General features: G+C 44.8%; 23 protein-coding genes. 13 read left to right on the top strand and 10 right to left on the bottom strand.

What is annotated here, in order from left to right; translation table 11 throughout:
* The first annotated feature begins 64 nt into the window (after positions 1-64).
* A complete protein-coding gene (locus tag QZ157_RS09060) occupies positions 65-1,426 on the top strand; it encodes a glucosyltransferase domain-containing protein (protein WP_295144674.1) in 1,362 nt (453 codons plus the stop codon).
* Position 1,427: 1 nt separating this feature from the next.
* On the opposite strand, the gene QZ157_RS09065 is transcribed toward QZ157_RS09060, so the two are convergent.
* From QZ157_RS09065 to fliL, 4 genes are read right to left on the bottom strand one after another with little or no spacing between them, the layout of a single operon-like run.
* Positions 1,428-1,781, bottom strand: a complete 354-nt coding sequence (locus QZ157_RS09065; protein WP_295144677.1) for a GtrA family protein — start codon at positions 1,779-1,781, stop codon at positions 1,428-1,430.
* Positions 1,782-2,708, bottom strand: coding sequence for a glycosyltransferase family 2 protein (locus QZ157_RS09070; protein WP_295144680.1), 927 nt, complete (start codon positions 2,706-2,708; stop codon positions 1,782-1,784).
* Positions 2,701-3,060: a holo-ACP synthase gene (gene acpS / locus QZ157_RS09075; RefSeq protein WP_295144682.1), complete on the bottom strand. Its 360-nt coding sequence runs from the start codon at positions 3,058-3,060 to the stop codon at positions 2,701-2,703. Before acpS ends, QZ157_RS09070 begins: the two co-directional genes overlap by 8 nt.
* A complete protein-coding gene (gene fliL / locus QZ157_RS09080) occupies positions 3,057-3,590 on the bottom strand; it encodes a flagellar basal body-associated protein FliL (RefSeq protein ID WP_295144685.1) in 534 nt (177 codons plus the stop codon). Before fliL ends, acpS begins: the two co-directional genes overlap by 4 nt.
* Positions 3,591-3,650: 60 nt before the next feature.
* On the opposite strand from fliL, the gene ybaK reads away from it, so the two are divergent.
* From ybaK to QZ157_RS09095, 3 genes are all read left to right on the top strand, one after another.
* Complete coding sequence (ybaK, locus tag QZ157_RS09085) at positions 3,651-4,124, top strand: Cys-tRNA(Pro) deacylase (RefSeq protein ID WP_295144688.1); 474 nt, start codon at positions 3,651-3,653, stop codon at positions 4,122-4,124.
* Between the two features lie 68 nt (positions 4,125-4,192).
* Positions 4,193-5,593: a phosphomannomutase/phosphoglucomutase gene (locus QZ157_RS09090; protein ID WP_295144690.1), complete on the top strand. Its 1,401-nt coding sequence runs from the start codon at positions 4,193-4,195 to the stop codon at positions 5,591-5,593.
* 2 nt (positions 5,594-5,595) lie between these two features.
* Positions 5,596-6,939: a mannose-1-phosphate guanylyltransferase/mannose-6-phosphate isomerase gene (locus QZ157_RS09095; protein WP_295144693.1), complete on the top strand. Its 1,344-nt coding sequence runs from the start codon at positions 5,596-5,598 to the stop codon at positions 6,937-6,939.
* A gap of 766 nt (positions 6,940-7,705) precedes the next feature.
* Here the strand turns inward: QZ157_RS09095 and QZ157_RS09100 are convergent.
* The 3 genes from QZ157_RS09100 to radA all read right to left on the bottom strand — a co-directional run bounded on the left by QZ157_RS09100 (position 7,706) and on the right by radA (position 10,653).
* Complete coding sequence (locus tag QZ157_RS09100) at positions 7,706-8,656, bottom strand: acyltransferase (protein WP_295144695.1); 951 nt, start codon at positions 8,654-8,656, stop codon at positions 7,706-7,708.
* A 355-nt stretch (positions 8,657-9,011) separates the two neighbouring features.
* Complete coding sequence (locus QZ157_RS09105; RefSeq protein ID WP_295144698.1) at positions 9,012-9,266, bottom strand: hypothetical protein; 255 nt, start codon at positions 9,264-9,266, stop codon at positions 9,012-9,014.
* Between the two features lie 46 nt (positions 9,267-9,312).
* Entirely contained in the window at positions 9,313-10,653 is a 1,341-nt protein-coding gene (radA, locus tag QZ157_RS09110) for a DNA repair protein RadA (RefSeq protein ID WP_295144701.1), read from the bottom strand.
* A 174-nt stretch (positions 10,654-10,827) separates the two neighbouring features.
* Between radA and brnQ the strand changes: the two genes are divergently transcribed.
* The 4 genes from brnQ (at position 10,828) to QZ157_RS09130 (ending at position 15,541) form a co-directional block, all read left to right on the top strand.
* Entirely contained in the window at positions 10,828-12,159 is a 1,332-nt protein-coding gene (brnQ, locus tag QZ157_RS09115; protein ID WP_295144703.1) for a branched-chain amino acid transport system II carrier protein, read from the top strand.
* 113 nt (positions 12,160-12,272) lie between these two features.
* The gene (locus QZ157_RS09120; RefSeq protein WP_295144706.1) at positions 12,273-13,871 is read left to right on the top strand and encodes a hypothetical protein; all 1,599 of its coding nucleotides are present in this window, start codon (positions 12,273-12,275) and stop codon (positions 13,869-13,871) included.
* A gap of 230 nt (positions 13,872-14,101) precedes the next feature.
* Positions 14,102-14,716 (top strand): hypothetical protein, encoded by a 615-nt coding sequence (locus tag QZ157_RS09125; RefSeq protein WP_295144709.1) that lies wholly within the window; start codon positions 14,102-14,104, stop codon positions 14,714-14,716.
* Positions 14,717-14,806: 90 nt separating this feature from the next.
* Positions 14,807-15,541: a hypothetical protein gene (locus QZ157_RS09130; protein WP_295144711.1), complete on the top strand. Its 735-nt coding sequence runs from the start codon at positions 14,807-14,809 to the stop codon at positions 15,539-15,541.
* Positions 15,542-16,143: 602 nt separating this feature from the next.
* On the opposite strand, the gene QZ157_RS09135 is transcribed toward QZ157_RS09130, so the two are convergent.
* The 3 genes from QZ157_RS09135 to QZ157_RS09145 form a co-directional block, all read right to left on the bottom strand.
* Positions 16,144-16,839 carry a suppressor of fused domain protein gene (locus tag QZ157_RS09135; protein WP_295144714.1) on the bottom strand — a complete coding sequence of 232 codons (696 nt, stop codon included), beginning with the start codon at positions 16,837-16,839 and terminating at the stop codon, positions 16,144-16,146.
* Positions 16,840-16,980: 141 nt separating this feature from the next.
* Positions 16,981-17,850: a signal recognition particle-docking protein FtsY gene (gene ftsY / locus QZ157_RS09140; RefSeq protein WP_295144717.1), complete on the bottom strand. Its 870-nt coding sequence runs from the start codon at positions 17,848-17,850 to the stop codon at positions 16,981-16,983.
* Complete coding sequence (locus tag QZ157_RS09145) at positions 17,850-18,422, bottom strand: TlpA disulfide reductase family protein (RefSeq protein ID WP_295144720.1); 573 nt, start codon at positions 18,420-18,422, stop codon at positions 17,850-17,852. The genes ftsY and QZ157_RS09145 overlap by 1 nt, the downstream gene beginning before the upstream one ends.
* Positions 18,423-18,485: 63 nt before the next feature.
* Between QZ157_RS09145 and QZ157_RS09150 the strand changes: the two genes are divergently transcribed.
* From QZ157_RS09150 to QZ157_RS09170, 5 genes are read left to right on the top strand one after another with little or no spacing between them, the layout of a single operon-like run.
* Positions 18,486-19,106 carry a 5-formyltetrahydrofolate cyclo-ligase gene (locus QZ157_RS09150; protein ID WP_295144723.1) on the top strand — a complete coding sequence of 207 codons (621 nt, stop codon included), beginning with the start codon at positions 18,486-18,488 and terminating at the stop codon, positions 19,104-19,106.
* Positions 19,039-20,592, top strand: a complete 1,554-nt coding sequence (rny, locus tag QZ157_RS09155; protein WP_295144726.1) for a ribonuclease Y — start codon at positions 19,039-19,041, stop codon at positions 20,590-20,592. Before QZ157_RS09150 ends, rny begins: the two co-directional genes overlap by 68 nt.
* An 18-nt stretch (positions 20,593-20,610) precedes the next feature.
* Positions 20,611-21,201, top strand: a complete 591-nt coding sequence (locus tag QZ157_RS09160) for a lipid-binding SYLF domain-containing protein (protein WP_295144730.1) — start codon at positions 20,611-20,613, stop codon at positions 21,199-21,201.
* Positions 21,202-21,210: 9 nt separating this feature from the next.
* Positions 21,211-21,783 (top strand): DedA family protein, encoded by a 573-nt coding sequence (locus QZ157_RS09165; RefSeq protein WP_295144733.1) that lies wholly within the window; start codon positions 21,211-21,213, stop codon positions 21,781-21,783.
* Positions 21,780-23,093, top strand: coding sequence for a DUF945 family protein (locus tag QZ157_RS09170; RefSeq protein ID WP_295144736.1), 1,314 nt, complete (start codon positions 21,780-21,782; stop codon positions 23,091-23,093). Before QZ157_RS09165 ends, QZ157_RS09170 begins: the two co-directional genes overlap by 4 nt.
* Positions 23,094-23,229 lie beyond the last annotated feature (136 nt).

The raw sequence follows: 23,229 nt of genomic DNA on the forward strand, positions 1-23,229 counted from the left end.
AAAGATTTTCTAAAATATTTCTTTTTTATTTATATGGTTTATTTTTCTTGGATATTTTGCCTTGATGATAAACAACATAAACTACTCCGATGATTACTACAGATCGGCGACGGGGCAGTTTGATTTTTTCCTTTTTAGTAGGTATATGTCCGAGTATTTATCGAAATTTATATATCTTAGCGAGCACAGAAATGTTCTAGCCTCGCCTCTAACGCACCTTTTATCTATAGGGCTTTTATCTATCGGCTCCATGGTTTTGGTTAAGGTTATTTTAAAAAAATACTCCAAACTAGGCTTAATCGCCAGCGTTATTTTAGGCCTAAGCCCCTATTTTTTAGAAAATATGAGCTATAAATTCGACAGTATCTTTATGACGATAGCCCTAGTTGCTCCGATATTTTCTTTTTTATTTTTGAGACGTAAACTCGCTTTTATCTTTGTTTCCATACTTTGCATGCAACTTACGCTTACGACCTATCAGGCCGGCAATTCCGCTTTTTTGATGCTATCTTTATTTGCGGTTTTGGATGGGATTTTAGCCGGACGCAAGCCCTCGCAGACGCTTAAACTAATCGGAGTTTTGATTTTTTCTTATGTTTGCGCATTTTTGATTTATAGATTTTTCGTTATGCAAACGGTAGATAACTACACGTCAAACGAAATTTTCTCTTTAGGTCAAGCGTATGAAGGCATAAAAGGAAATTTAGAACGCGTTTACGAATATTATAGATTCACGTTTAGAAAAACCGTGTTCGTTTCTATATTTATCGCCGGCGTTTTAATGTTCTTTTTGGCAGCCGTTAAAACCGCGAAGATAAACAAAATACTAGCGGCGATTTTTACGATTTGCTTTATCGTTTTAGGCTTGCTTTTATCTTACGGCGCATATTTGATTTTAGTTAAGCAGTTGTTTTTTTCTAGGATGTTTATGGGTGCCGGCGTATTTTTAGCGATAATTTTTATCTTTTCTCTAAAATTCGAGGTTAAATTTTTATCTTTTTTACCCAAATTCGTCGCTTGTATTTTGGCATATTCGCTAATAGTTCAGTCCTATGCGTACGCAAACGCGATGAAAGAGCAAGCTCAATACGCAAGATATAGAGTAGAGCTAGCGCTGCAAGACTTTAACAAAATAGTTCCGGCCGGCGAGAAATTCGGATTTAACTCCATTTTTGGAGCCGATCTAAGGTCGCCAGCAGCCGTAACGGCGGCAAAAACCTTTCCTATAATCGCGCAGTCTGATATATTTAATATAAACTGGCTGTACTGGGCTTATGATCTGCACAAGTGGCATGAGGTTTGGGCTCCCGGGCTTTGCATGCAGGAGGGGAAAAAGGAAGTAAAGCGCATACAAACGCCTTTGCATACCCTAATAAGATACGACAACAACTGCGTTTCGATTATCTTTACGCCACTACAAGGATAGTCTAATTTTGTTTAAACGTCCAAAATTTATGGATCAAAAACGTTATGATCGGCATAACAAAAATAATCAAGACGGTCTTTACGTAGCCGTTTTGATCCGTAAAATCGCTCAAAAACATAGCTATCAGTAGGGCAATAAACTGAATAAAGAAAAACCTAAGGGCTTTTTTTAAATTTAGACCGCTTTTAAAAACTATTTTTGATTGAGCCAGATACGAAAAAACGTAGGCGACCAAAAAGGCGGCGATATTTGCGATTACGACGGAGCCGTTAGTAAAGTACATATAAGTCCAGGCTACGCATATATGAATGAGCGTGGATAAAGCGCCCACTAGGCCGTATTTTACGACCTGCACTTAGTATTCGCCTTCTATTATGTAGCTTGGACGGCGTTTGGACTCAGAGTAGATTCTGCCTATGTATTCACCTAAAATCCCTATCCCGATGAGCTGGATACCGCCCAAAAATAGCATAATAACCGCAAGCGATGCGTATCCTGGCAAATCTACGCCAAATATTAGGGTTTTTAAGATAATGAAGCTACCGTATAAAAACGATAAAAAAGAAACCAATGCGCCGATATAAAGCCAAATCCTAAGAGGCAGAGTGCTAAAGCTGGTTATCCCGTCAAGCGCGAAATTCCAAAGCTTCCAACCGTTAAAGCTACTTTGCCCGGCCTCGCGTTTTTCTCTGACGTATTCGATGGCGACCGTTTTAAAGCCGACCCACGCAAAAAGCCCTTTCATAAATCGTTGATTTTCGGGTAGTTGCTTTAGCGCTTCTACGACTCTTTTGCTCATCAGCCTAAAGTCTCCGACGTTGTTTGGAATATCCACGTTTGAAATTTTGCCGTTTAGTTTATAAAAAAGATCCGCGCTGACTCTTTTAGCGAAGCTATCTGACGTTCTGTCCGCGCGTTTGGCCAGTACGACGTCGTATCCTTCGCGCCATCTTGCTACGAGATCTTTTATGAGCTCGGGCGGGTCTTGCAAATCTACGTCTATAGGGATCGCAGCCTCGCCTCTAGCTTTATCCAGGCCTGCCGTTAGCGCGGCTTCTTTGCCGAAATTCCTTGAGAAATTTATAATCCTTATGTTTTTAAAATTTTGTTTCGCGTTTAGCAAGACGTTTAGCGTGTTGTCCCTGCTGCCGTCGTTTATAAATACTATTTCGTACGGTTCGTTTATTTGCGTCAAAATTTCTTCTATGCGTCGTAAAAACGGCTCTATCGTCTCTTCTTCGTTATAGCAGGGGGCTATTATGGAGATTATCGGGTTATTCATTTTCTTTTCTTTGTAGTATAGCGGCAGCGATCGCGAATCCGCCGTCGTGGCTAATCGTGATTTGAGCGCCCTTTACGTTAAAATTTTTAATGATTTTTTCTGAAAATTTTACTTTAGGCGCATTTTTATCGTCTTTGTAAATTTGAGCGTCGAAAAACGAAAACTCGGCCGAGATCCCGCAGCCAAGAGCCTTGCTGATAGCTTCTTTAGCTGCGAAAAATCCAGCTATCGTAGCGTCCGTTTTTGCGATACTTATCTCTTCGTCGCTTAAAAAATATCTCAAAAAATCCTCGCCTCGTCGCTCTTTAAGCTTAGAGATTCGCGAGATCGCTACGATATCTATACCGATCATTGCACCACAAAGTCTGTAAAATAGATATTTTTTATATGACCGTCGGCTAAAACCTCGTTTAAGCGATCGACTATCTCGTCTTTGAGGCGGTTTTTACCTTTTTGAGTGCTGACTTCCTCGTATGTTTTAGACGATAGCGTCGATACGATGATGTCCCTGATTAGCGGCTTTTTCTTATCGATTTCAGGCGTTAGCGTCTCGGCGCTAAGCTCTAGATCGACCTTTGTTTTTAGGTATCTCGAGCCGCTTTCGCTAAGTAAATTTACGATAAACTGATCTAGCGGATAAACGGGCCCCATATTTATATAGTCGTTTGAGCGCTTGCCTGCGGTATTTTTAGGCGTTGAAGCTTGAACCTGCTCGGTTTGCGCTTGCACTGCTTGCGTTTGCGCGGTATCTTCGCTATTTCCCATTAGTAAAAACGCTAAAAGTCCGCCGACTACCAAAAGAAGCAACAAAATAACGATGATGATGACGAGAACCAGCCCGTTTCCTTTTTTGCTTTGATTTTCCAAAATGTCTTCAGCCATTCATTCTCCTTAAAATTTTAGCTATAATTATATCTTAAATTTTTGAAAAATGAGAAAACAATGGTACATAAAACAAATGCCGCGAGGTTTCTAGACGGCAAACATATCCCCTACGAGCTAGTCGAATACGAAGTGGACGAAAGCGATCTGAGCGCCGTTCATGTGGCTGCCGTTTGCGGCGAGCAAATAGAAAAAATCTACAAAACCATCGTCTGCGAATGCGAGCCTAGAGGCTACATCGTAGCGTGCATACAGGGCGACTTGAGCTTAAATTTAAAGGCTTTAGCAAGGCTAAGCGGGCATAAAAAGTGCGAACTTTTAAACTTAAGAGAGCTTGAAAAAGTGACGGGATACATCCGCGGCGGCTGCTCGCCCATAGCGATGAAAAAGGCCTTTGAGACGTTTTTTGACGAGAGGATTTTAAAACAAGACTACGTCTACGTAAGCGCCGGCGTGCGCGGAAAACAGATAAAAATCGCGCCGCAAAGCTTGATAGAAGCCATCAACGCAAAGCTCGGCGACGTCGCCGTTTAGTAAAATTTAACCCAAAAATGCTAAAATACGAGCGTCTTAAAACAAAATAAATTTAAAAAGGTAAAATTTTGATAGATGAAATTTTTAGAGAATACGACATACGCGGGATTTTCGGGCAAGATTTAAACGAAACGAGCGTTAAAGCGATCGGGTTAAATTTGGGCCGAGAAATGCTACGTAGGGGCGCAAAAAACGTTAGCGTGGGGTATGACGCTAGGCTAAGCGCGGGCGAGATTTTCGGCTGGCTGGTTAGCGGACTAAATTTAGCCGGGATTAAGGTCTATGGTATCGGTTTACTACCGACGCCGGTCGGGTATTTTAGTGTGTTTACGGACAAATTTGACGCAAACATAATGATAACCGGCTCTCATAATCCAAAAGAGTACAACGGCTTTAAAATTACGATTTTTAAGGATAGTTACTTCGGCGAGGATTTGCAAAAGTTAAAAGTCGCCGTACTAGACGACATCGCGGCAAAAACGCAAATCCCGAATAATCTAAGAGCTGAGAAATTCGACATCGCGACGCCTTATAAAAATTTTCTTATAGAGCAGTTTGCGCATTTAAAAACCTTACCGCTAAAAATCGTTATCGACTGCGCAAACGGCGCGGTCGGAGCGGTTTTGCCCGAAATTTGCGAGGCGTTAAATTTAGACGCTCAAATTTTATACCCCCAGCCCGACGGAAACTTCCCGAATCATCACCCCGACCCTAGCGAGGAGAAAAATTTAAGCGACCTAAAGGCCGCGCTCAAGGGCGAATTTGACATAGGGTTTGGTTTTGACGGCGACGGCGACCGCATCGCGGTTCTAACCAAAAAACGCAACATAAAAGGCGACGAACTAGCATATCTATATAGCCTTGCGATGAAAAATCCCAGGGTGCTGGGCGAGGTAAAATGCTCGCAAAATATGTACGACGAGATCGACGCGCACGGCGGCAAAAGCTTCATGGGCAAGACCGGCCACAGTAATATAAAAAAGGCGATGAAAGAGCTAAATATCGATATGGCGGCCGAGGTGAGCGGGCATATTTTCTTTAAGGAGCGATATTTCGGCTTTGACGATGCGACGTATGCGATGTTTCGCGCGCTAGAGCTTGTGGCTAAAGGCTTTAACCTAGACGGCGAGCTTGATAAGCTACCCAAGGTCTTTAGCACCGACGAGATAAAAATAAAAACGACCGACGCGCAAAAATTTAAGCTGGTTGCAAAGCTAAAAGAGGTTTTGGTCGAAATTTATGAAAACGGCGATGCGCAAAATTTGCTGGCTGGTTTAGGTAAGATAGCCGAAATCATCGACATAGACGGCGTTAGAGTGAGATTTGAAGGCGGCAGCTGGGCGCTAGTGCGAGCCTCAAATACTACGCCGGTTATCGTTACGAGATTTGAGACCAAGGATCAAAATTTGCTTGTAAAATTACAAGAAATATTTTTAAATTTGGTCGAAAATTTAAAGCAAAAGGCGTAAAAATGACAAACGTTATACTTTGCGGAGGTTCGGGCACGAGGCTTTGGCCGTTGTCGCGAACGCTAATGCCAAAGCAATTTATCAGGCTTTTTAACGGCAAATCGCTCTTTGACCTTACGCTTAGACGAAACGTACACGCGCAAAAAACTATCATCGTTTGCAACGAGGCGCACTATTTTTTGGCGCTTGATGAATGTGGAAGTAAAAAAATAGATAAATTTATTCTCGAGCCTTTCGGTAAAAACACTGCCGCGGCGATTACGTTTGCTGCGCTTTGCTGCGATAAGGACGAAATTTTACTAGTTACTCCAAGCGACCATCTAATCGAGAACGAAGCGGAGTATAAAAAAGCGCTTTTGATCGCGCAAAGCTACGCAAGTCAGGGCTTTTTAGCGACGTTTGGCATAAAGCCTTGCGAGCCAAATACCGGCTACGGCTACATCAAGGCTGATAAAAACGGCGACGTAGAGCGGTTTATCGAAAAGCCTAACCTCGAAACCGCTACTAAATTTATAAAAGAGGGCGGATATTATTTTAACAGCGGTATGTTTTGCTTTAAGGCTGGCGTGTTTTTAAGCGAGATGAAAAAATACGCGCCAAGTATCGTAAAAGACGTTACGGTGGCGATAGAGGGTTCGGCAAACGAACCGAATTTGCTAAAAATAAGTCCGAATTTTATGGATAAGATCGAAGATATCAGCATCGACTATGCGCTAATGCAAAAAAGCCTAAATATCAAAATGGTGCCACTTGATGCGGGCTGGAGCGATATGGGTAGCTTTGACGAGCTGAGTAAAAAGATAAAAAATATCGGCGAATCGTTACAAATCGACTCAAGCGAAAATTTTATCCTGACCAAAAAACCGACCGCGCTCGTGGATGTGCAAAATTTGCTCGTAGTCGATACCAAAGACGCGCTTTTGATCGCCAAAAAAGGCAGTTCGCAAAAGGTAAAAGAGGTTTATAAACACTTTTCAAATTCATTTCCTGAAATTTGCGAAGCGCACACGAGCGTATACCGTCCGTGGGGCAGCTACGAGGTACTGGGCGAGGGTAGCGGCTACAAGATGAAAAAGATAGTGGTTAAACCCGGCAAAAGACTAAGCTTGCAAAAGCATTTTAAAAGGAACGAACACTGGGTCGTCGTCGAGGGTGAGGCGCTGGTGACGATAGACGGTAGCCAGATGCCGCTAAGGCAAAACGAGTCCATCTATATAAAAAAAGAGCAGATCCACCGCCTAGAAAATACCGCAAACACCGATCTTATCATCATCGAAGTACAAACGGGCGAGTATCTGGGCGAGGATGATATCGTACGCATCAGCGACGACTACGATAGAATGTAAACTTCGCGGATTTTAAACCGACTAGATGCGTAGGCGCTTTTGTCTCGCGTAAAATTTGCCGATATTTGGGGCAATTTTGGTATTTGATCTTTGTTCGTCGTTTTAAATTTGACGTCTCGCAAAGGATTTAAAAAAATATTTGGCGGTACGGATTTTACGTAAAATTACCGTTTTTAAAGTAAATTTTAGGGGCTATTCGCCGTTTTTTGCGTCAGCGGGCGAGCCTTTATCTGCGGCTAGTACATAAAACTTGGCTCTAACCCGCCGCGCAACACGGCAAATGACGCATCTGTGCGCTTAACCGCTTTAGACGGCCTACGCCGGCGTCAATATGCTAGATTGAGCGTGTTTAGAAGCTTTGTATTAAAGCGAGCAAGTCGGCATTTGCTAGATTTTCGTAAAATTTGCCTTAAAATCGCGGCGCATAAAAATAATCTTTAATAGCCTGTCGGACGTATTTAAATAATGCGCTATTGCTTTAAATTTAGACCCGAGTAAGTGTCCATAAATTTTAAAAGGCTTAAAATAACCGTCTAAAATACGATTTTGTTTGGCTCCAGCAACCGCAAATCGCCGTCTAAGATATACCGCTGCTTAAGTAGCTTTTTGGCGTATTTCACGGCTTGCGATGTATTAAGGCAAATAGCCATAAATTTAGGCTAGATAAAAAAGCGGTGCAATCCTTAATAAGCCGTCTATAAAAGCAAACAAAATTCACAAACTCTTGAATCTGCGACAACCTAAAATTCGGTCTAATTTTGGAAATTTAAACTCGTTTTTTAAATCTTATTTTGTTTATTTTTCGTTCGATTAGATAGAAATTAATCAGTCCAAACACAACCGAACCGCCCGTCACGAAGACTAAATTTACGCCTCCCAGCCAAAACTCGCTAAGCCAAATAAAAAGAAAATGGCTGATAAAAATCGCGTATGAAAGCGAGCCTGCGATATCGTTAGATTTAAGCTTAAATTTAAATCTCTCATGCGCTAGTACGACTGCGGCTCCGACTAGATAGCCGGTCGCCGTCTCTACGCCAAAGGCGCTAAATTCGCGCGAGTAAAAAAGATAGCCTGCCAGCGCCGCTACCGCCGCGTAAAAAACGGCGAGCTTGCCAAACTCTTTTTGATAGATCAAAAATCCCGTGTAAAACATAAAAAATACGCCGCAAACAAGCCTATATCCGTAGATATCGGCATTTATAAAGCCTAAATTCGCCGCTGTATAAACGCCTAGCGAACCGGTAGCTAGCGCGTAGCCTAGCCGTCTAAATTTGATCGCTAGCACGAGCAGGGCATATGCCTGAAGCTCGGCTCCTAGCGACCATGCGGGAGGTATGATGAAATTTAGCCCTACGGGCGCGTCTATGACGGAAACATCAAGCCAAAAAAAGTAATTTAGTGGCGCGATAAGCGCATTCAGGAGCAAGTTTTTTGCATTAAAATGCGGCTGCAGATACGACGTCGCGCAAAAAAATAGCACCGTCAGCGCAAACGCAAAGAAAAATGCGGGATAAATGCGTAAAAATCTATCTTTTATGAAGTAGCTTATTTGTGCGTTTTTCGGTGCGATTTTGATAAAGACCTTTGATGTGACGAGTCCTGCTAGGATATAAAAAATCACGACTGCAAAGACGCCGATGTTTTTGCCAGCCAGTCCTATACCGACGTGTGATAGTAGCACGAAATACGCTAAGATAAACCTAATATAACCAAACATTTTGTTCCTAGTTTTTGTTTTTTACGGCATTTTGCGGCTATGCCTAGCTGGATTTTTCGGCGCGATTTTTTCGCAAATTTCGCCGCTTTGCTCTTTTGGGCCGCGACCGTCGTAACCTGCTAAAAATGACGCCTTTTGCCGAGCTTTATTGCGCAAAGGCGATTGTAGCCTTTTTTAGCCGGCTAGCTAGTAAAATTTACCGCATGTATCTGCATTTTTGCCAAGTCTGCATAAAATTTAAACGCCGAGTCTGCGCTTTTGCGTTTATTTGCGTTTTGATTTTACCGTAAATTTGTGCGCTTTAGGCTTTCGTACCTGATTTAAATTTTGAAGCAAATTTAAAGTCGCGGCAAATTTAAAAATCTCCACCGTCGCCGAATTTGACGCTAGAGGCTAAAATTTTACAAACGAGGTTTAAGATTTCTAAATTTACCTCGCTCGCATATTCGTCGATAACCTTAAAAACTTCTTGCCTGACGTCCAAATCGTTATCCGCATGAGCCGCTACATAGGTCTCCTCGGTGATTTTAGCTAGCGTAAATGTATCGATATTTCTTTGTCTCATCGCTGTTTTTAGTGTTTTTGAGAGCTTCCATTTTAGATTTTCCATATTTTTCCTTTTGCGTTTTTGCGGCGCGGGTCTTTGCAGCTAAATTTTACATCCACTCCAAAACCTGCGTGATGTCGCCTGCAACGAAGCATTTTAGCCCCTGCGCATCAAGCGGCTTAGACGGCACTATCGCGTTTTTAAATTTCTGCGTTTTGGCCTCTTTTAGGCGCTGATCGAGGTTAAATATCTCGCGAATCTCGCCGTTTAGGCTAAGCTCACCCATAAATACGCTCTCTTTGCTGATCGGACGGTTTTTAAAGCTGGAAATGATCGCCGCGACTACGGCTAGATCGGCCGCCGTTTCGCCGATTTTGACGCCTCCGCTCACGTTTATAAAGACGTCGTAGTGACCCAGCGGGATCTCTAGCTTGCGCTCAAGCAGCGCTAGTAGCATATCTAGGCGGTTTTTGTCAAAACCCGTGGAGCTGCGCTTAGGATACGCGCTCTCGCACACGAGTGCCTGGATCTCGACGCTAAGCGCGCGCGAGCCCTCCATCGTGATAGTGATCGCCGAGCCGCTAGTTGCCTTGCCTCGCGTGAAAAACTTGCCCGCGACGTCGTTGGCGCTGATTAGCCCGTTTTGGCTCATCTCAAAGATGCCTACCTCGCTAGTCGAGCCGAATCGGTTTTTAAAACCCCGCAGCATACGCAGCTCGCGGCTGGAGTCTCCCTCGAAATAAAGCACCACGTCCACCATATGCTCCAAGATGCGCGGCCCCGCGATCGAGCCGTCCTTCGTGATATGCCCGATGATAAAGACGCATATGTTTTCGTTTTTGGCTAGGCGCATGAGCTCGAAGGTGATCTCGCGCACCTGCGATACGGAGCCCGGTGCCGAGGCGATTTTTTCGCTATAAAGGGTCTGTATGGAGTCGATGACGAGGATTTTATACTCGTTTTTGCGCACTTCGGCGAGGATATTTTCGAGTAAAATTTCTGTGAGTAAAAACAACTCGTCTTTGACCGCGTCTAGGCGCTGGGCGCGCATTTTGATCTGGCTCGCGCTCTCTTCGCCGCTGACATACAGCGTTTTTTTACCTTGAGCGGCGAAATTTGACGCGATTTTTAGCAGCAACGTACTTTTGCCGATGCCTGGGCTTCCGCCGATCAGCACCAGCGAGCCCTCCACGACGCCGCCGCCAAGGACTAGGTCTAGTTCGCTATTTTGCGTGCTGATGCGCGTGATTTTTTCTATTTCAACCTCGCTGATTTGCTTTGCAAGGCTTGGTTTGGCGGTGCTTTTTGAGATCTCTTTTAGCGTTTCGATCTGCTGTGCATTTAGTTCTAAAAAGCTATCCCAAGCCCCGCACTGAGGGCATTTGCCGACCCATTTGCTCTGCTGATTGCCGCAGGCTTGACACTCAAATACGGTTTTAGTTTTCGCCATTTTTTTCCTTTGCGCGATTATACTTTAAAATGTTTAAATTTTACTCCGGCTGCGTTGTTAAATTTCAAATCGAAACACGCAAGCGCGAAAAATCGGCGAATTTAACCAAAATCAACGAAAATTCAACTTCATCCAAATACAATCTGTCAAATTTAAATCCGAAACGGAGCGAAAATGAAACAAAATCTTAGCAGAAATCAGTTTTTAGTCATCTCGCTCACGCTTTTTGCGATGTTTTTCGGCGCGGGGAACTTCATCTTTCCGCCGAATTTGGGGCGAGAAGCTGGGCAGAATTTTTACGTCGCGATCATGTTTTTTTGCGCCACGGCGGTGCTTTTGCCGGTGCTTGGCGTAGCAGCCATCGCTAGAGCAAAAGGGCTTCAAAGCCTAGTGCGCCGTATAGACCCCGTGTTTGCGGTGCTTTTTACCGCGCTTTTATACCTTACGATCGGGCCGCTTTTTGCGATACCTCGCGCGGCAAACATGCCCTTTGATATCGCGGTTAAGCCTTTTATCGCACACGAAAATTTGCAAATTTGGCTGTTTTTTTACTCGGCAGCGTATTTTGCGTTAAATTATTACGTCTGTATGAATCCGTCAAAACTAGTCGATCTACTTGGTAAATACCTCACTCCGCTGCTTTTGGCGCTGATTTTACTGCTTTTTGGGGCGGGATTTTTCTTCCCGATAGGCGAGTTTGCCGCTCCTAGCGGAGAGTATGCGCAACATGCCGCGGCTAAGGGCTTTGTCGAGGGCTATCAGACGATGGACGCGCTAGCGTCGCTTGCCTTTGGTATCATCGTGATAAATGCCATCAGAACCGTAGGCGTAAAAGACGAGCGTCATCTCGTCTCCTCGACGATAAAGGCAGGCATGACGGCAGGCGTGATTTTGATGGCGATTTACCTTATGCTAGGCTACCTCGGCGCTACGTCGGCGGAGCTTTTTAAAGATGCGCCGGAGATAAACGGAGCCGAGCTACTATCGCGCATTAGCGGCCATTACTTCGGTAAAGCGGGCGTTTTGGTGCTAGGTTCGGCATTTTTTCTAGCTTGCATCACGACGACGCTAGGGCTCATAAGCTCTGCTAGCGAGTACTTCGAGGAGCTAACGGACGGGCGCGTCAAATATAAAATTTGGGTTGCGGCGTGGTGTTTGATCGGCTTTGGCGTGGCAAATTTCGGCCTTACGACCATCATCAAGGGCTCAATTCCCGTACTAGTAGCCATCTATCCGGTCGCTATTATGCTTATCATCCTCTCGCTTATTAATCCGCTAATAGACTCCAGCAAGCTGGTTTACCGCAGCTGCGTTTACGTCTGCGTGGTAGTAGGAACCATAAACGGCCTTGATATCGCTGGCGTTTCCGTGCCGCTAGTGACGGATCTTGTTAAAAAAATGCCGTTTTACGACTCTATGCTGGGCTGGATCGTGCCTAGCGCGGTGGCATTTGCGGCGACGTATATCCTTCATCTCGTGCTTGAAAAGAGAGAAAATACTTTTTAACTACTAGCAGCAAGGCGCCAAATTCGCATAAACGGCGCCTTGTGTCAAATTTACCCGGCCAAAAATTTAAAATCTCGGCTAAATTTTCGCAAAAAATTAAAAAAGGAAACTATATGAGCAAACAAGACGAGGCGCTAGCGTTAGCGCGGGATTTTGAGCGAGAGGGCTTTGGCGCGTCTGATTTATACGAGCGGTTTTGGCGGCTAAAGGGCGACGAGGCGGCGTATTTTATGCTAGCTGATAGCTTACTGCGCGGGCGGCGAGAGAGCGGCGCGCTACTAGATGACGCTATGAGCTACGTTAGCAAAGAAGATTTTAGGGCTTTGGTCTCTACGGCGATGGAGATTTTGCGCGAGGAGGGTGAGGCTCAAAACGAGGCGCAAAGAGATAAAAAACAAGCAAACAAAAATAGCGCGCGACAAATAAACGCCTGGGGAGTAATCGCCGTAGCAAGCCTAGAGTTTGCGCCGCTTTTGCACCCATATCTGGAGGAGATTTTTAGCTTGCGACCAAACGACGGGACATACTATGAGTGCTATCCGTGGCGCGAGCTAGACTACGAGAGCTCGCAGATCTGGCGCGAGAGGCTAGCTAGCGCGCAAACTAGCAGGGGCGATAAACAAAGGCTTTTTGAGTGCCTGCTGCAAACAAGACAGCCGCGAAATATAAAATTTGCCTGCGAGACTGCGGCGGCGGAGAAGTTTTTGAAGCATAAAGGCAGCCTTAGCGAGCATCTGGGCTACTATTTGGAGGACGTAGGCTTTACGCTTGAGAGGGTTAAATTTACGGGAGGCGCAAACGGCGCGGAGCTGGCGGATGAAAATTTAAGCCAAGCGCAAGGCGTCATAAATGACGTCAAATTTAACGCTAGCAAGCTAAATTCGCAAGCGGATGAAAATTTAAACGACCCCAAATCCGGCAAAAACGCGCCGAGCGAAGAAAGCCGAGTCCAAAAAGCGCAAGCTAGCGATGAAATGAGTATCGGCGACGAAGTGTTTAGGCTAAAAAGATACTGCGGCGAGCGCGCGTATCACGTCGCGTTTAGGCAGGGGTATTTTAGCGAGCCGTTTGCCGCTCATCAAGCTAAAAATCACCCGACTTGGGGACTATGGACTGGCGAAGCGCAAAAAGGCGAAAGCAAGGAAGCTGCGGAAGCAAATTTGGGCGAGACGAAGTATAAAATCGGCGGAGTTTTAGACGAGCCTTGCGCGGACGAGGAAAATCCGCTCTTTCATCTCATCACGCTTGATCCGGTGCCTCGCGAGCTGCCGGTGCGCTCGCTGCCTAGTCTAACCCTAGCCGCGCACGTTAGAGAGATAAGCGAGGGCGAGACGGCGTTTTACGAACACGACCGGCTGGGCAAGCCAAAGCGTATCGGCGAGAAGTCGCAGGTAGAGTACGTAGACGACGAGCCGGCGCGGCAGGATCTAGTGCGTCTGCGCGTAGTGCCTAAGCGCTGGCACAAGCAGGACTGGGCGCTATCAAACGGCAGGCAAAATCTATCTCGCATAGGCGGCGAGCCGTCGTGGATACAGGGCGCGCAGGTGCCGACGTGTCCGATATGCGGCGAGAAAATGGAGTTTTTGATGCAGCTAGATAGCGGGCTTCCTAGCGGCGAGGATGAGGAGCTGCTTTTTGGCAGCGGCGGGATACTTTACGTATTTTGGTGTGAGAAGTCGCGGGTTAGCGCGTTTTTTATGCAGTGCACGTGAGGTGGTTAGATCGCGCGTTTACGGAGCTAAATTTAGAACTAACTTATGCGGCTTGGCTCATGAGGGCATTAACATTTAACTACGCCGCCAAGCCTTTTGGCATAGCGTAATTTTGCATAAATTTAAGGCTAAAAGCAGTCTAAATTTACGCGGCCAGCTAAAATCAAAAGCTGCTCTAGCGCACCCCGGCAAAGCCGTTTTTAGATAAATTTAAACAAAAAAGAATAACGATGAACTTACATTTAACTAAGATAGAGCCTTTTTGCACTACCGATACGCAAAAAGAGCTTTTAAAGAAGATAAAAAAGATACAAAAATTTCGTATTAGACGATTTAGCGATAGTTATTTGCTAGAGGGCCTGCTGTTTAGCTTTTACGTCGAGGAGAAATTTGAGCCCGTAATGCTTTACTACGATGAGATAATTAGCCTGCCTTTTGACGAAAGCTTTCCCTTGTGGGATGATTTTTGGGATTTTTTGTCTATTTTTTATATCAATCCGCTATGTGCGCAAGCGCAAAAAGAGGCGATTTTCGCGCGCTACGAAGAGGTTTCGCGCCATAAGGTATCAGCCGAGTTTGCGGATGCGCAGCTTCTTTTTACCGACTTTTTTAAAAATATCCTTTCTTTAAAAGCGGTCAAGGAGCGCGAAAAAACCTTGCAAAGAGCGCTAAAAGATAACGACTTGCAGCTTGAGTTTGCTATGCGTATGAGTCTGGTGCTATACCCCACGCGAGTAATCATCGCAAATAATGGCGAAAACAAAGCCCTAGAGGAGCAAATGCAAGCTACGGTAGATGAGCAGACTGCGGTTCTGCGCTCGGGTAAATTTGCAAAATACATATAAAAAGCGGTAAAAACTAAAATCAAATTTGATCCGTGCGCTGCTCTTTTGGCTACCGTGCCGACCGTAATTTAAATTAAAAAAGGAAATAAAATGAATACAAGAGAGAATATAAGCGAGCTAAACGAAAATCTACGACCGTTTCCCGAAGCGCAAGACGTTTTCGCAAAAGAACAAGCGTGGCTCAAAAATCATTTTTTGCCCCTGATGAGTATCGATTTAGCCGAAATCAATCCCGATTGGGCAGGGCAAAAGGTATATATGATCTGTCCGTTTGAGCCTTACGAGGGGTATATAGGTGATAATACCACTGAATATCACAACGAATATACCGCGCCTAACTGGCTGGCTTTCCGCCTAACCGACGATAATAAGTTCGAGTTCCTCGGCAAGGAAGGATATTTTGAGCGAACCGCTATTCACCATTGGGATTTTAATTCCGAAGAAGAGGAAGCCATACAGGGAATGGCCGATAACTATGAGAAAAGCAAAGCAAATGTAGCTAAATATGGCACTTTGGTGAATGTGCGTTACCCTGAATATAAGGGTGAACTGAATAAGAGATCATTTTTGGAGATTTTAGGAGGAGAATTTGAGTACGGCAACTGGAGTTCCAGCATTGAAAGAAAGGAATATCCAAAGGCTTTTGAAATGAAAATACAATACGGAAAGGATGATGAAGAGGTGGTGTTTGATATTTCATACAAAGGAAATCCTTTCTATCTCGTAGCCGAAACAGGTGCTTACTACTGGATAGGTTCTGGCGGTTATATTATTATGCTGTATGAGCCTGTAAGCCGTATTGTTCTATTTACTTTTGATTATTAGTAGGGAGCTATTTAGGGCGGTTTTATCTTCTCGCCAAAATATCGCGATTTGCGTGGCGAGACTTTGTTTGACGGCAAAAAATCGTCGTCTGCTTTATTTTACGAGCGACTTAAACCCTGCTCTGGATTATTGCGCCGCGGTTTGCTTGCGGCGAATTTTACTACGAAATAGCCGGGGCGTTAGAGTTTTTACATTTGTGAGATTTGTCTAAAATAGGGCAAAATCTATAACGGCAAAATTTGCGCTTAGCTCGCGCGGTAGCAGAGCAAATTTGCAAAAAGCATAAATCTTTTGTAAAAGAGCGCGTAAATTTAGCTCTCTCTCCTAAGCGCCGATGTAAATTCGGACGTCTGGAATCAAATTTAACTCTTTAAAATGCTAATGTGATTTTTGAGATACCCTAAATAAACTCGGCAAAAAATTTGCGCTACGGCTGATTTTAGCAAGAGTTTGCGGCGATACGGAGCGCTAAAATCAGCTTAAAATTTATGCGGTTTAAATTTAACCGCCGTAAACCTCGATAAAAGCTTTTGCTTGATTTAGCGTTTTTGCTTAAATTTAAGCGCTTATTTTTAACGGGCTTACGGTTTGGTCAAATTTACTTATACATACTCTTTTTCGCGCTTTAGGTCGGTGATTAGCAGAGGATTGTCCTTACGCATCATATCTATGAGCCGCTCTACGCGCTGCGTAGTCGGATCCTCGCGTAGCCAGTCCAGCTCGCGCTGCGTGATACCCACCATTTGGAGAAACTCTACTCTGCCGTTTGGCGTGTCTATGCCGCCAAGCACCGGATCGGGCGCGAAGGCTACGCCTACTAGCTTGGTATCCGTATCAAGACGTATCGGCGAATTTGCCGGCATGAAATGATATGCCTCGAACCATTTTTTGCTTGTGTGGACGTATTTTGCGAGATTTTGCATGACGGATATGACCCAAAATGGCTCGTTTGGAGCTACGCCGCCGTCGCCGAGATCCGAACTCGGATCGTCCGAAAACGGTGCGACGCGCATGCTAAACTCAAATCCCCATCCGCTAAATTCTTCCTGCGCGCTTTGCGGATCGTAGTAAAGCTCGCTCATGCCAAAGCTCACGATATGGCGATGAAACGCGCTATCCTCGCAGTCAAATATACTAACGCCCGCCAAATAATCATCGCCGCCCAGACTCGCATGTAGCTGCGACGGATAGTGGCGCTCGTTTGCGGGGTCGTAGATTTTTTCCAGCGCGCCCTCTATCGCGTCCCAGCCGGGCGCGTCGTCCTCTTCAAACATAGCTTCATACTCTTGCGTCGTCATTTTTATTTCCTTTTTAGTAAATTGCATTAAGCGCGGACATTATATATGAATTTCGTAAATTCGGGGGGGGGGGGGTAAATAAATGTAAAAAAAACAGGCTACAAATGCAAGCGAATAAAATATAAAATTTACGCCTGCGATCTAGGCGTAAATTTCATCCACGATAGTATCTACGAAATCATGAGGGTCAAATTTGACTAGATCGCTCATCGTCTCGCCGGTGCCGATGTAGAGTATCGGCAGCTCCAGCTCGCGCGCGACGCCAAAAAGCGCTCCACCCTTTGGCGTGCCGTCAAGCTTGGTAATGATGACGCCGTCAAGCTTCACGATGTCGTTAAAGGCCTTTGCTTGCGCTAGGCCGGCGTTGCCCTGAGTGCCGTCGAGAATGAGGATCTTGCGGTGCGGCGCGCCTGCGTAGGCTTTGTCTGCGATGCGCACGATCTTGCTTAGTTCGTTAGCTAAATTTGTTTGATTTTGCAGGCGACCGGCGGTGTCGAGGATGACGTTGTCTAGGTTTTTAGCCACGGCCGAGCTTATCGCGTCAAAGGCGACCGCAGACGGATCGTGACCCTGCTGCGTAGCGACGATAGGCACGCCAGTTCTCTGCGCCCACTGACGTAGCTGCTCGATGGCTCCTGCTCTAAACGTATCGCAAGCGCCCAAAATAACGCTTTTGCCTTCATTTTTATATAAATTCGCAAGCTTTGCGATCGTGGTCGTTTTACCTGCGCCGTTTACGCCCAAGATGAGTTCCACGAAAGGCTTTGCGCTTTTTACTTCACGCTCGTTTTCGTATATGAAGTAGGTATTTAAAAGCCGCTTTAGGTCGTCTTTTTTGACCTCGTTTTGCGGCGGCAGGTAGTAGAGGACTTCTTCAACTATCTCGTAGGCGATGTCGGCTTCTAGCAAGATCTCTTCTAAAATTTCCTTTGAGATTTTTTTATCGGCGGGCTTTGACGAGCGTATCGCCGTTAGAGTCTTATCAAGCCCTTTTTTTAAAAAACCAAACATCAGTCGATCACCTTGTTTATATCGCTTTCTAGCATCTCTTCGGGCACGAGACCGACGTAGTGCGTAGCGTATTCGCCGTTTGGTTTATAAAGCACTATGTAGGGGATGCCTACCACGCCGCCAAGGGCTTTGGCAAATCGAGAATTACCCTCGCCGTAAGCGACGTCGAAATTTATCTTATATTTTTTCATAAACGCGTCTATTTCGTCTTTTGATTTATCTTCCATTAGTACGCTTACGATTTTTAGCTTACCTTTAAATTTATCGTTTAGATTGTTTAGGTGCGGGATTTCGGCCTTACAAGGCGGACACCAGGTGGCGAAAAAATTAAACAAAATCGCCTCGTCGTTGCCCTCGACTTTAAAGCCTTTGTCGAATTTTTGCAGCGTCATCTTGCTCTCGTCCATTAGCGTTAGATCAAAAGGCGCTTCTAGGCTTGCGCTTTGGCTCGGAACGGAAACGCTCTGGCTTGCGTCGCTTGTATTAGTCTGGCTTGCTTCGCTTTTGTTTTCATCTCCGCAGCCGCCTAAAAATAGAGCTAAAAATGGTATAATCAGAAGAGTTTTTTTCATATTTTTCCTATTTTGAAATTTGGAAGAAATTATACATAAAATTTATGAAACGAGCGTTAAATTTTGACAAAAGAAGATTTTAGGCGAGACGCCAAACGGATTTTAAAAAAAGAGGTTCAAATTTCTGCGCGAGCGAAACACTATAAGATGTTTAAGCCGCTTTTAAATTTGCTAACCGAGCTTAAAGCCAAACGGATTTTGATTTTTAACCCCCTTTCTTATGAGCCGAATTTTTATATTTTGAAGCGCGAGCTAGCCAAAAAGTATGAAATTTTCGCTCCGTTTATGCTTGGTATTAGTTTAGAAATGGTAAAATCCAGGCTACCGCTTATATCTCGGACGAAATTCGGCGTAAAAGAGCCACTAAGCACCAAGGTATTTAAAAAGCGTATAGACGTAGCCGTAGTTCCGGCTCTCGGGGTGGACGGAAATATGGCGCGAATAGGACACGGTAAGGGTTTTTATGATAGATTTTTTGCAAATTTGCCCTACCGACCTACCTTGATATTCGTTGAAATTTTAGACAATTTTACAAATGAAATCATATCCGAAGATCACGACGCTACTTGTGATTTTTACCTAACCCCGAGCAAAATTTACGTAAAAAGAGGAATCTATGATAGAAATTTTAATCGGCTTAGGAACAGGTGCGGCGGGCGCTGGCGTAGGCTATCTCATCGCTAAAAAAATCAACGACGCAAACTATAATATATTTTTAGAGCAGGCAAAAGCAAAGGCTAAAGCGATAGAATTTGAGGCAGAGCGTACTCTAAAAGACGCTAAAATCCAAGTCCAAGAGGCCGAATTTGAAGCTAAGAAAAAATACGACGACAAAACCGTAAAACTACAAAAAGAGTACACGCAAAAATTTGAAGAAATCGGTAAAAAAGAGCAAATTTTACTAAACGAGCAAGAAATTTTAAACGAAAGCAGAGCCGAACTGGAAAAATCTCGAAACGAAGCAAAGAGCATGTACGAGGAAGGACTTGGGCTAAAAGCAAGCTATCAAGCCAAACTGCAAGAGGCGCTAAAAGTACTCGAACACGCCGCAGGCCTAACGCAAGAAGAGGCGCGCGAGGAGGTGCTAAAAAAAGTAGAGGAAAAAAGCCGCGCCGAGATCGCTCACATCGTGCGAAAACACGAAGAAGAGGCTAAGCGCGAGGCCAAAAAGCGCGTGAACTACATCCTGGCGCAGGCTACGTCGAGGTTTGCGGGAGAATTTGCCGCCGAGCGCCTGATAAACGTCGTAGATATCAAAAACGATGAGTTAAAAGGCCGCATAATCGGCAAAGAGGGACGCAATATTAAGACCCTGGAAATGGTGCTTGGCGTAGATATCATCATCGACGATATGCCTCACGCTATCACGTTAAGCAGCTTTAATCTCTACCGAAGAGCGATTGCTACGCGCGTGATAGAGCTTTTGGTGCAAGACGGCCGCATACAGCCTGCAAGGATAGAGGATCTGCATAAAAAAGTATGCGAAGAATTTGAAGCCTCGATCCTGGAGGAAGGCGAAAATATCGTCATCGACCTGGGCCTTAGCAAAATCCATCCCGAGATAATGAAACTAATCGGCAAGCTAAAATTTAGAGCTAGCTACGGACAAAACGCCCTCGCGCATAGCCTCGAGGTAGCCCATCTAGCCGGCATCATCGCGGCTGAAACGGGCGGAGACGAAAAGCTAGCTAAAAGAGCGGGCTTGCTACACGATATCGGCAAGGCCTTGACGCATGAATTTGAGGGTAGCCACGTCGACCTAGGCGCTGAAATTTGCAAACGCTACAAAGAACATCCTGTCGTCATAAACGCCATCTACGCCCACCACGGACACGAGGAGGCAACTAGCGTAGAAAGCGCCGCCGTTTGCGCTGCGGACGCTCTGAGCGCGGCTCGCCCCGGAGCGCGTAGAGAGGTACTTGAGAGCTTTCTAAAACGCGTCGAAGAGATAGAAAACATCGCAAAAAGCAAAGAGGGTATCAAACAAGCATACGCGATAAACGCCGGTCGAGAGATCCGCGTCATCGCAAACGCCAAGCTCATAAACGACGACGAAGCGGTGCTTGTTGCTAAAGAGATCGCCGCCGAGATAGAGAGTAAAGTGCAGTATCCGGGCGAGATCAAAGTAAACGTGATCCGCGAAACTAGAGCCGTAGAAATGGCGAAATAGGTCAAATTTAGGTAAAAGATGAAAAAAATTTTACTAGCGATTTTTTGCGTTTTAGCGCTCGGAGCAAACGACGAGCTCGTGCTAAACGCGTCAAATTCTTTTACAAAGACGATGCGCAAAAACCCTGATGCGCCGGTTAAGGCTCTGCTTCAAAACGCAAAAGCGGTCGTTATCTTTCCGAGCATTACTAAAGTCGGCTTCGTGCTGGGCGGTATGCACGGTAAGGGCGTGATGCTCGTGGGAAACCCGTACGCACCCAGCGAAATGATGGTCGTGGACATTAGCGGCGGCAGTATCGGATTGCAGCTAGGTTACGAAAATAGCGCGCTTGTGCTTTTTATCCTAAAAGATAGCCTCGTAGCCGATATAAAAGACGCCAAGATCACGATAAACGCCGACGCATCGTTTGCGTTTGCCGATACGGGTAAATTTTACGGGAAAGTGAGCGATTTTAGTTTTACGAGCGACATTTACGCTTACACCGACAACGACGGGTTTTTCGCGGGAGCGAGCTTTGGCGGAGCGGTGCTTGCTAAAACAGGAGATACGCCGCCAAAGACCGATAGCTACGGATACAACGCGCTAATGGGCGCTATATCGAAATATTAAGGGTCAAATTTGCAAGAGATGCTAACCTCGCTATCGACCTACGGGTACGTGATAGTGTTTTTATATTCGCTCGGGGGCGGCATGGTCGCTATCATCGCAGCAGGCGTGCTGGCTCATCTTGGTAAGATGGATATAACCGTGAGTATCGTGCTAGCAGCCGCCGCCAACGCTATCGGCGATACTTTGCTTTTTTACGTCAGCAGGTATAACCGCGCGGCCGTGATGCCGTATCTGGCTAGGCATAAACGCAAGCTTGCCTTTTCTCAAATTTTGTTTAAAAAACACGGAAATAAAATCATATTTTTTAAAAAATTTATCTACGGACTAAAGACTCTAGTACCTCTTGCTATCGGGCTTACGAAGTATTCGTTTGCTAAATTTAGCGTCATAAATGTTGTTAGCGCGGTAATTTGGGCGGTCTTGCTAGGGCTAGGTAGCTTTTATGCCGGAGAGGCGTTTGAGCGAGCGGGAAATTTTCTAGGAGAAAACGGCTGGTTGATGCCTGTCGGAATGCTTTCTTTGCTAGCCGCCGTATGGATGTATCTAAAAAAAGCGACTACTAAAAAAAGGAGACAAGGATGAAAAAGCTACTGATTTCATTGGTGATTTTGGCTGCCGTGGTTTTTGGCGGGCTGAAATTTAACGCAAATAAGGTGGAGGAGAAGTATAACGAGGCTTTAAGTCTAATCAAAACAAACGGAATAGACGTCAAAAATAGCGTATTTGAAAGCGGTTTGCTAAAATCTCACGCAAACTATGAAGTGATTTTTTCTAAAAAACACATAAACGAGCTTATGGCGCTTGGCGAAGAGTACGGTGCGCCTGAGGATATAGCGATAAAAATCGACATGAATATTTCACACGGTTTTGCCGGTTTGCTAGGTAAATTTGACGTTGCCGGGGACGCGGAGTTTTTAAGCGAGCCGTATAAAAATTTTATGATAGAGGCGTTTGACTCCGTAAAGCCTATTAAATTTCACTCTAGTGGCATCTCGGGCGGAGATAAAAAAATCGTATTCGAGCTAGCCGGTGTACAAAAAGGGTTGGACGGCAATAAGGTAAATTTAGCAAAATCGTTTTTGATTTTTGATATAAACGGCGAGAAAAAAATCGCGGGAGTCTCTTTTGCAAATGATTTTGTCGATTTTGCCGGTAAAGAAGGCATTGCCATGAGGATAAAAAATATCGGCTACGACGTGAAGTACGAAACGCCGATCGAGCCGAAAATGATCTCAAAAGCGCTTGTAAATAGCAATTATAAATTTGAAATAGGCGGCGTAGATGTTAGCTCGGGCACGGAGACGCTACAAATCGGAAAGATAACGAGCGACTCTAAACTAACCGTGCTTAGCGATACCCTGACGCAGGACGATACGAGCACGATAGAAAAGATAAAATATGCAAAATATGAATTTAAGGACTTTTTGATTAAGTCAAAGTTTTCAAATTTAGATAAAGGCGCGATCGAGGATATTATGAATGCTAAAGGAGAGCCTGAAGCCCAGCTTGCGGCCATAATGCAGGCGATGGATAAATTTATAAAAAGAGCGCCGAAGATAACGTTTGAAAATCTAAATTTTAAAAATGCGGCCGGCAAGAGTTACGTCTCAAATTTTGAATTTTCTATCGACGCAGACGGCATAGATAGTCAAAATCTGCTTGATAATATCCCGGCTGCTATAAATTTTAGCGGTAAAATCGAGCTTGATACGACGCCGGGAGAGTTTATATTCGGCGGCGGCGAGGAAAAAGAGGGAATAAATGCAATGCTCGTAAACGGCGGACTGTTTAAAGAAAACGGCGGCAAATACGTAACTATTTTTAAATACAATAAAAGAACGCAAGATCTTATCTTTAACGAAAATTTATCTTTAAAATCTCTTTTTCAATAAAATTTAGCATGCTTAGACAAATTTTTATGTTTGTTTAAGCATGTTTTCTATATACTTCACTTTCCGCTTCACAGGAAGCGAGTTTTTTAAATTAACACTGTTAAACTAATTAGTCAATCTTTGAAATCTAAACAAG

Source organism: uncultured Campylobacter sp. (assembly GCF_905372745.1).
Lineage (GTDB): Bacteria > Campylobacterota > Campylobacteria > Campylobacterales > Campylobacteraceae > Campylobacter_A.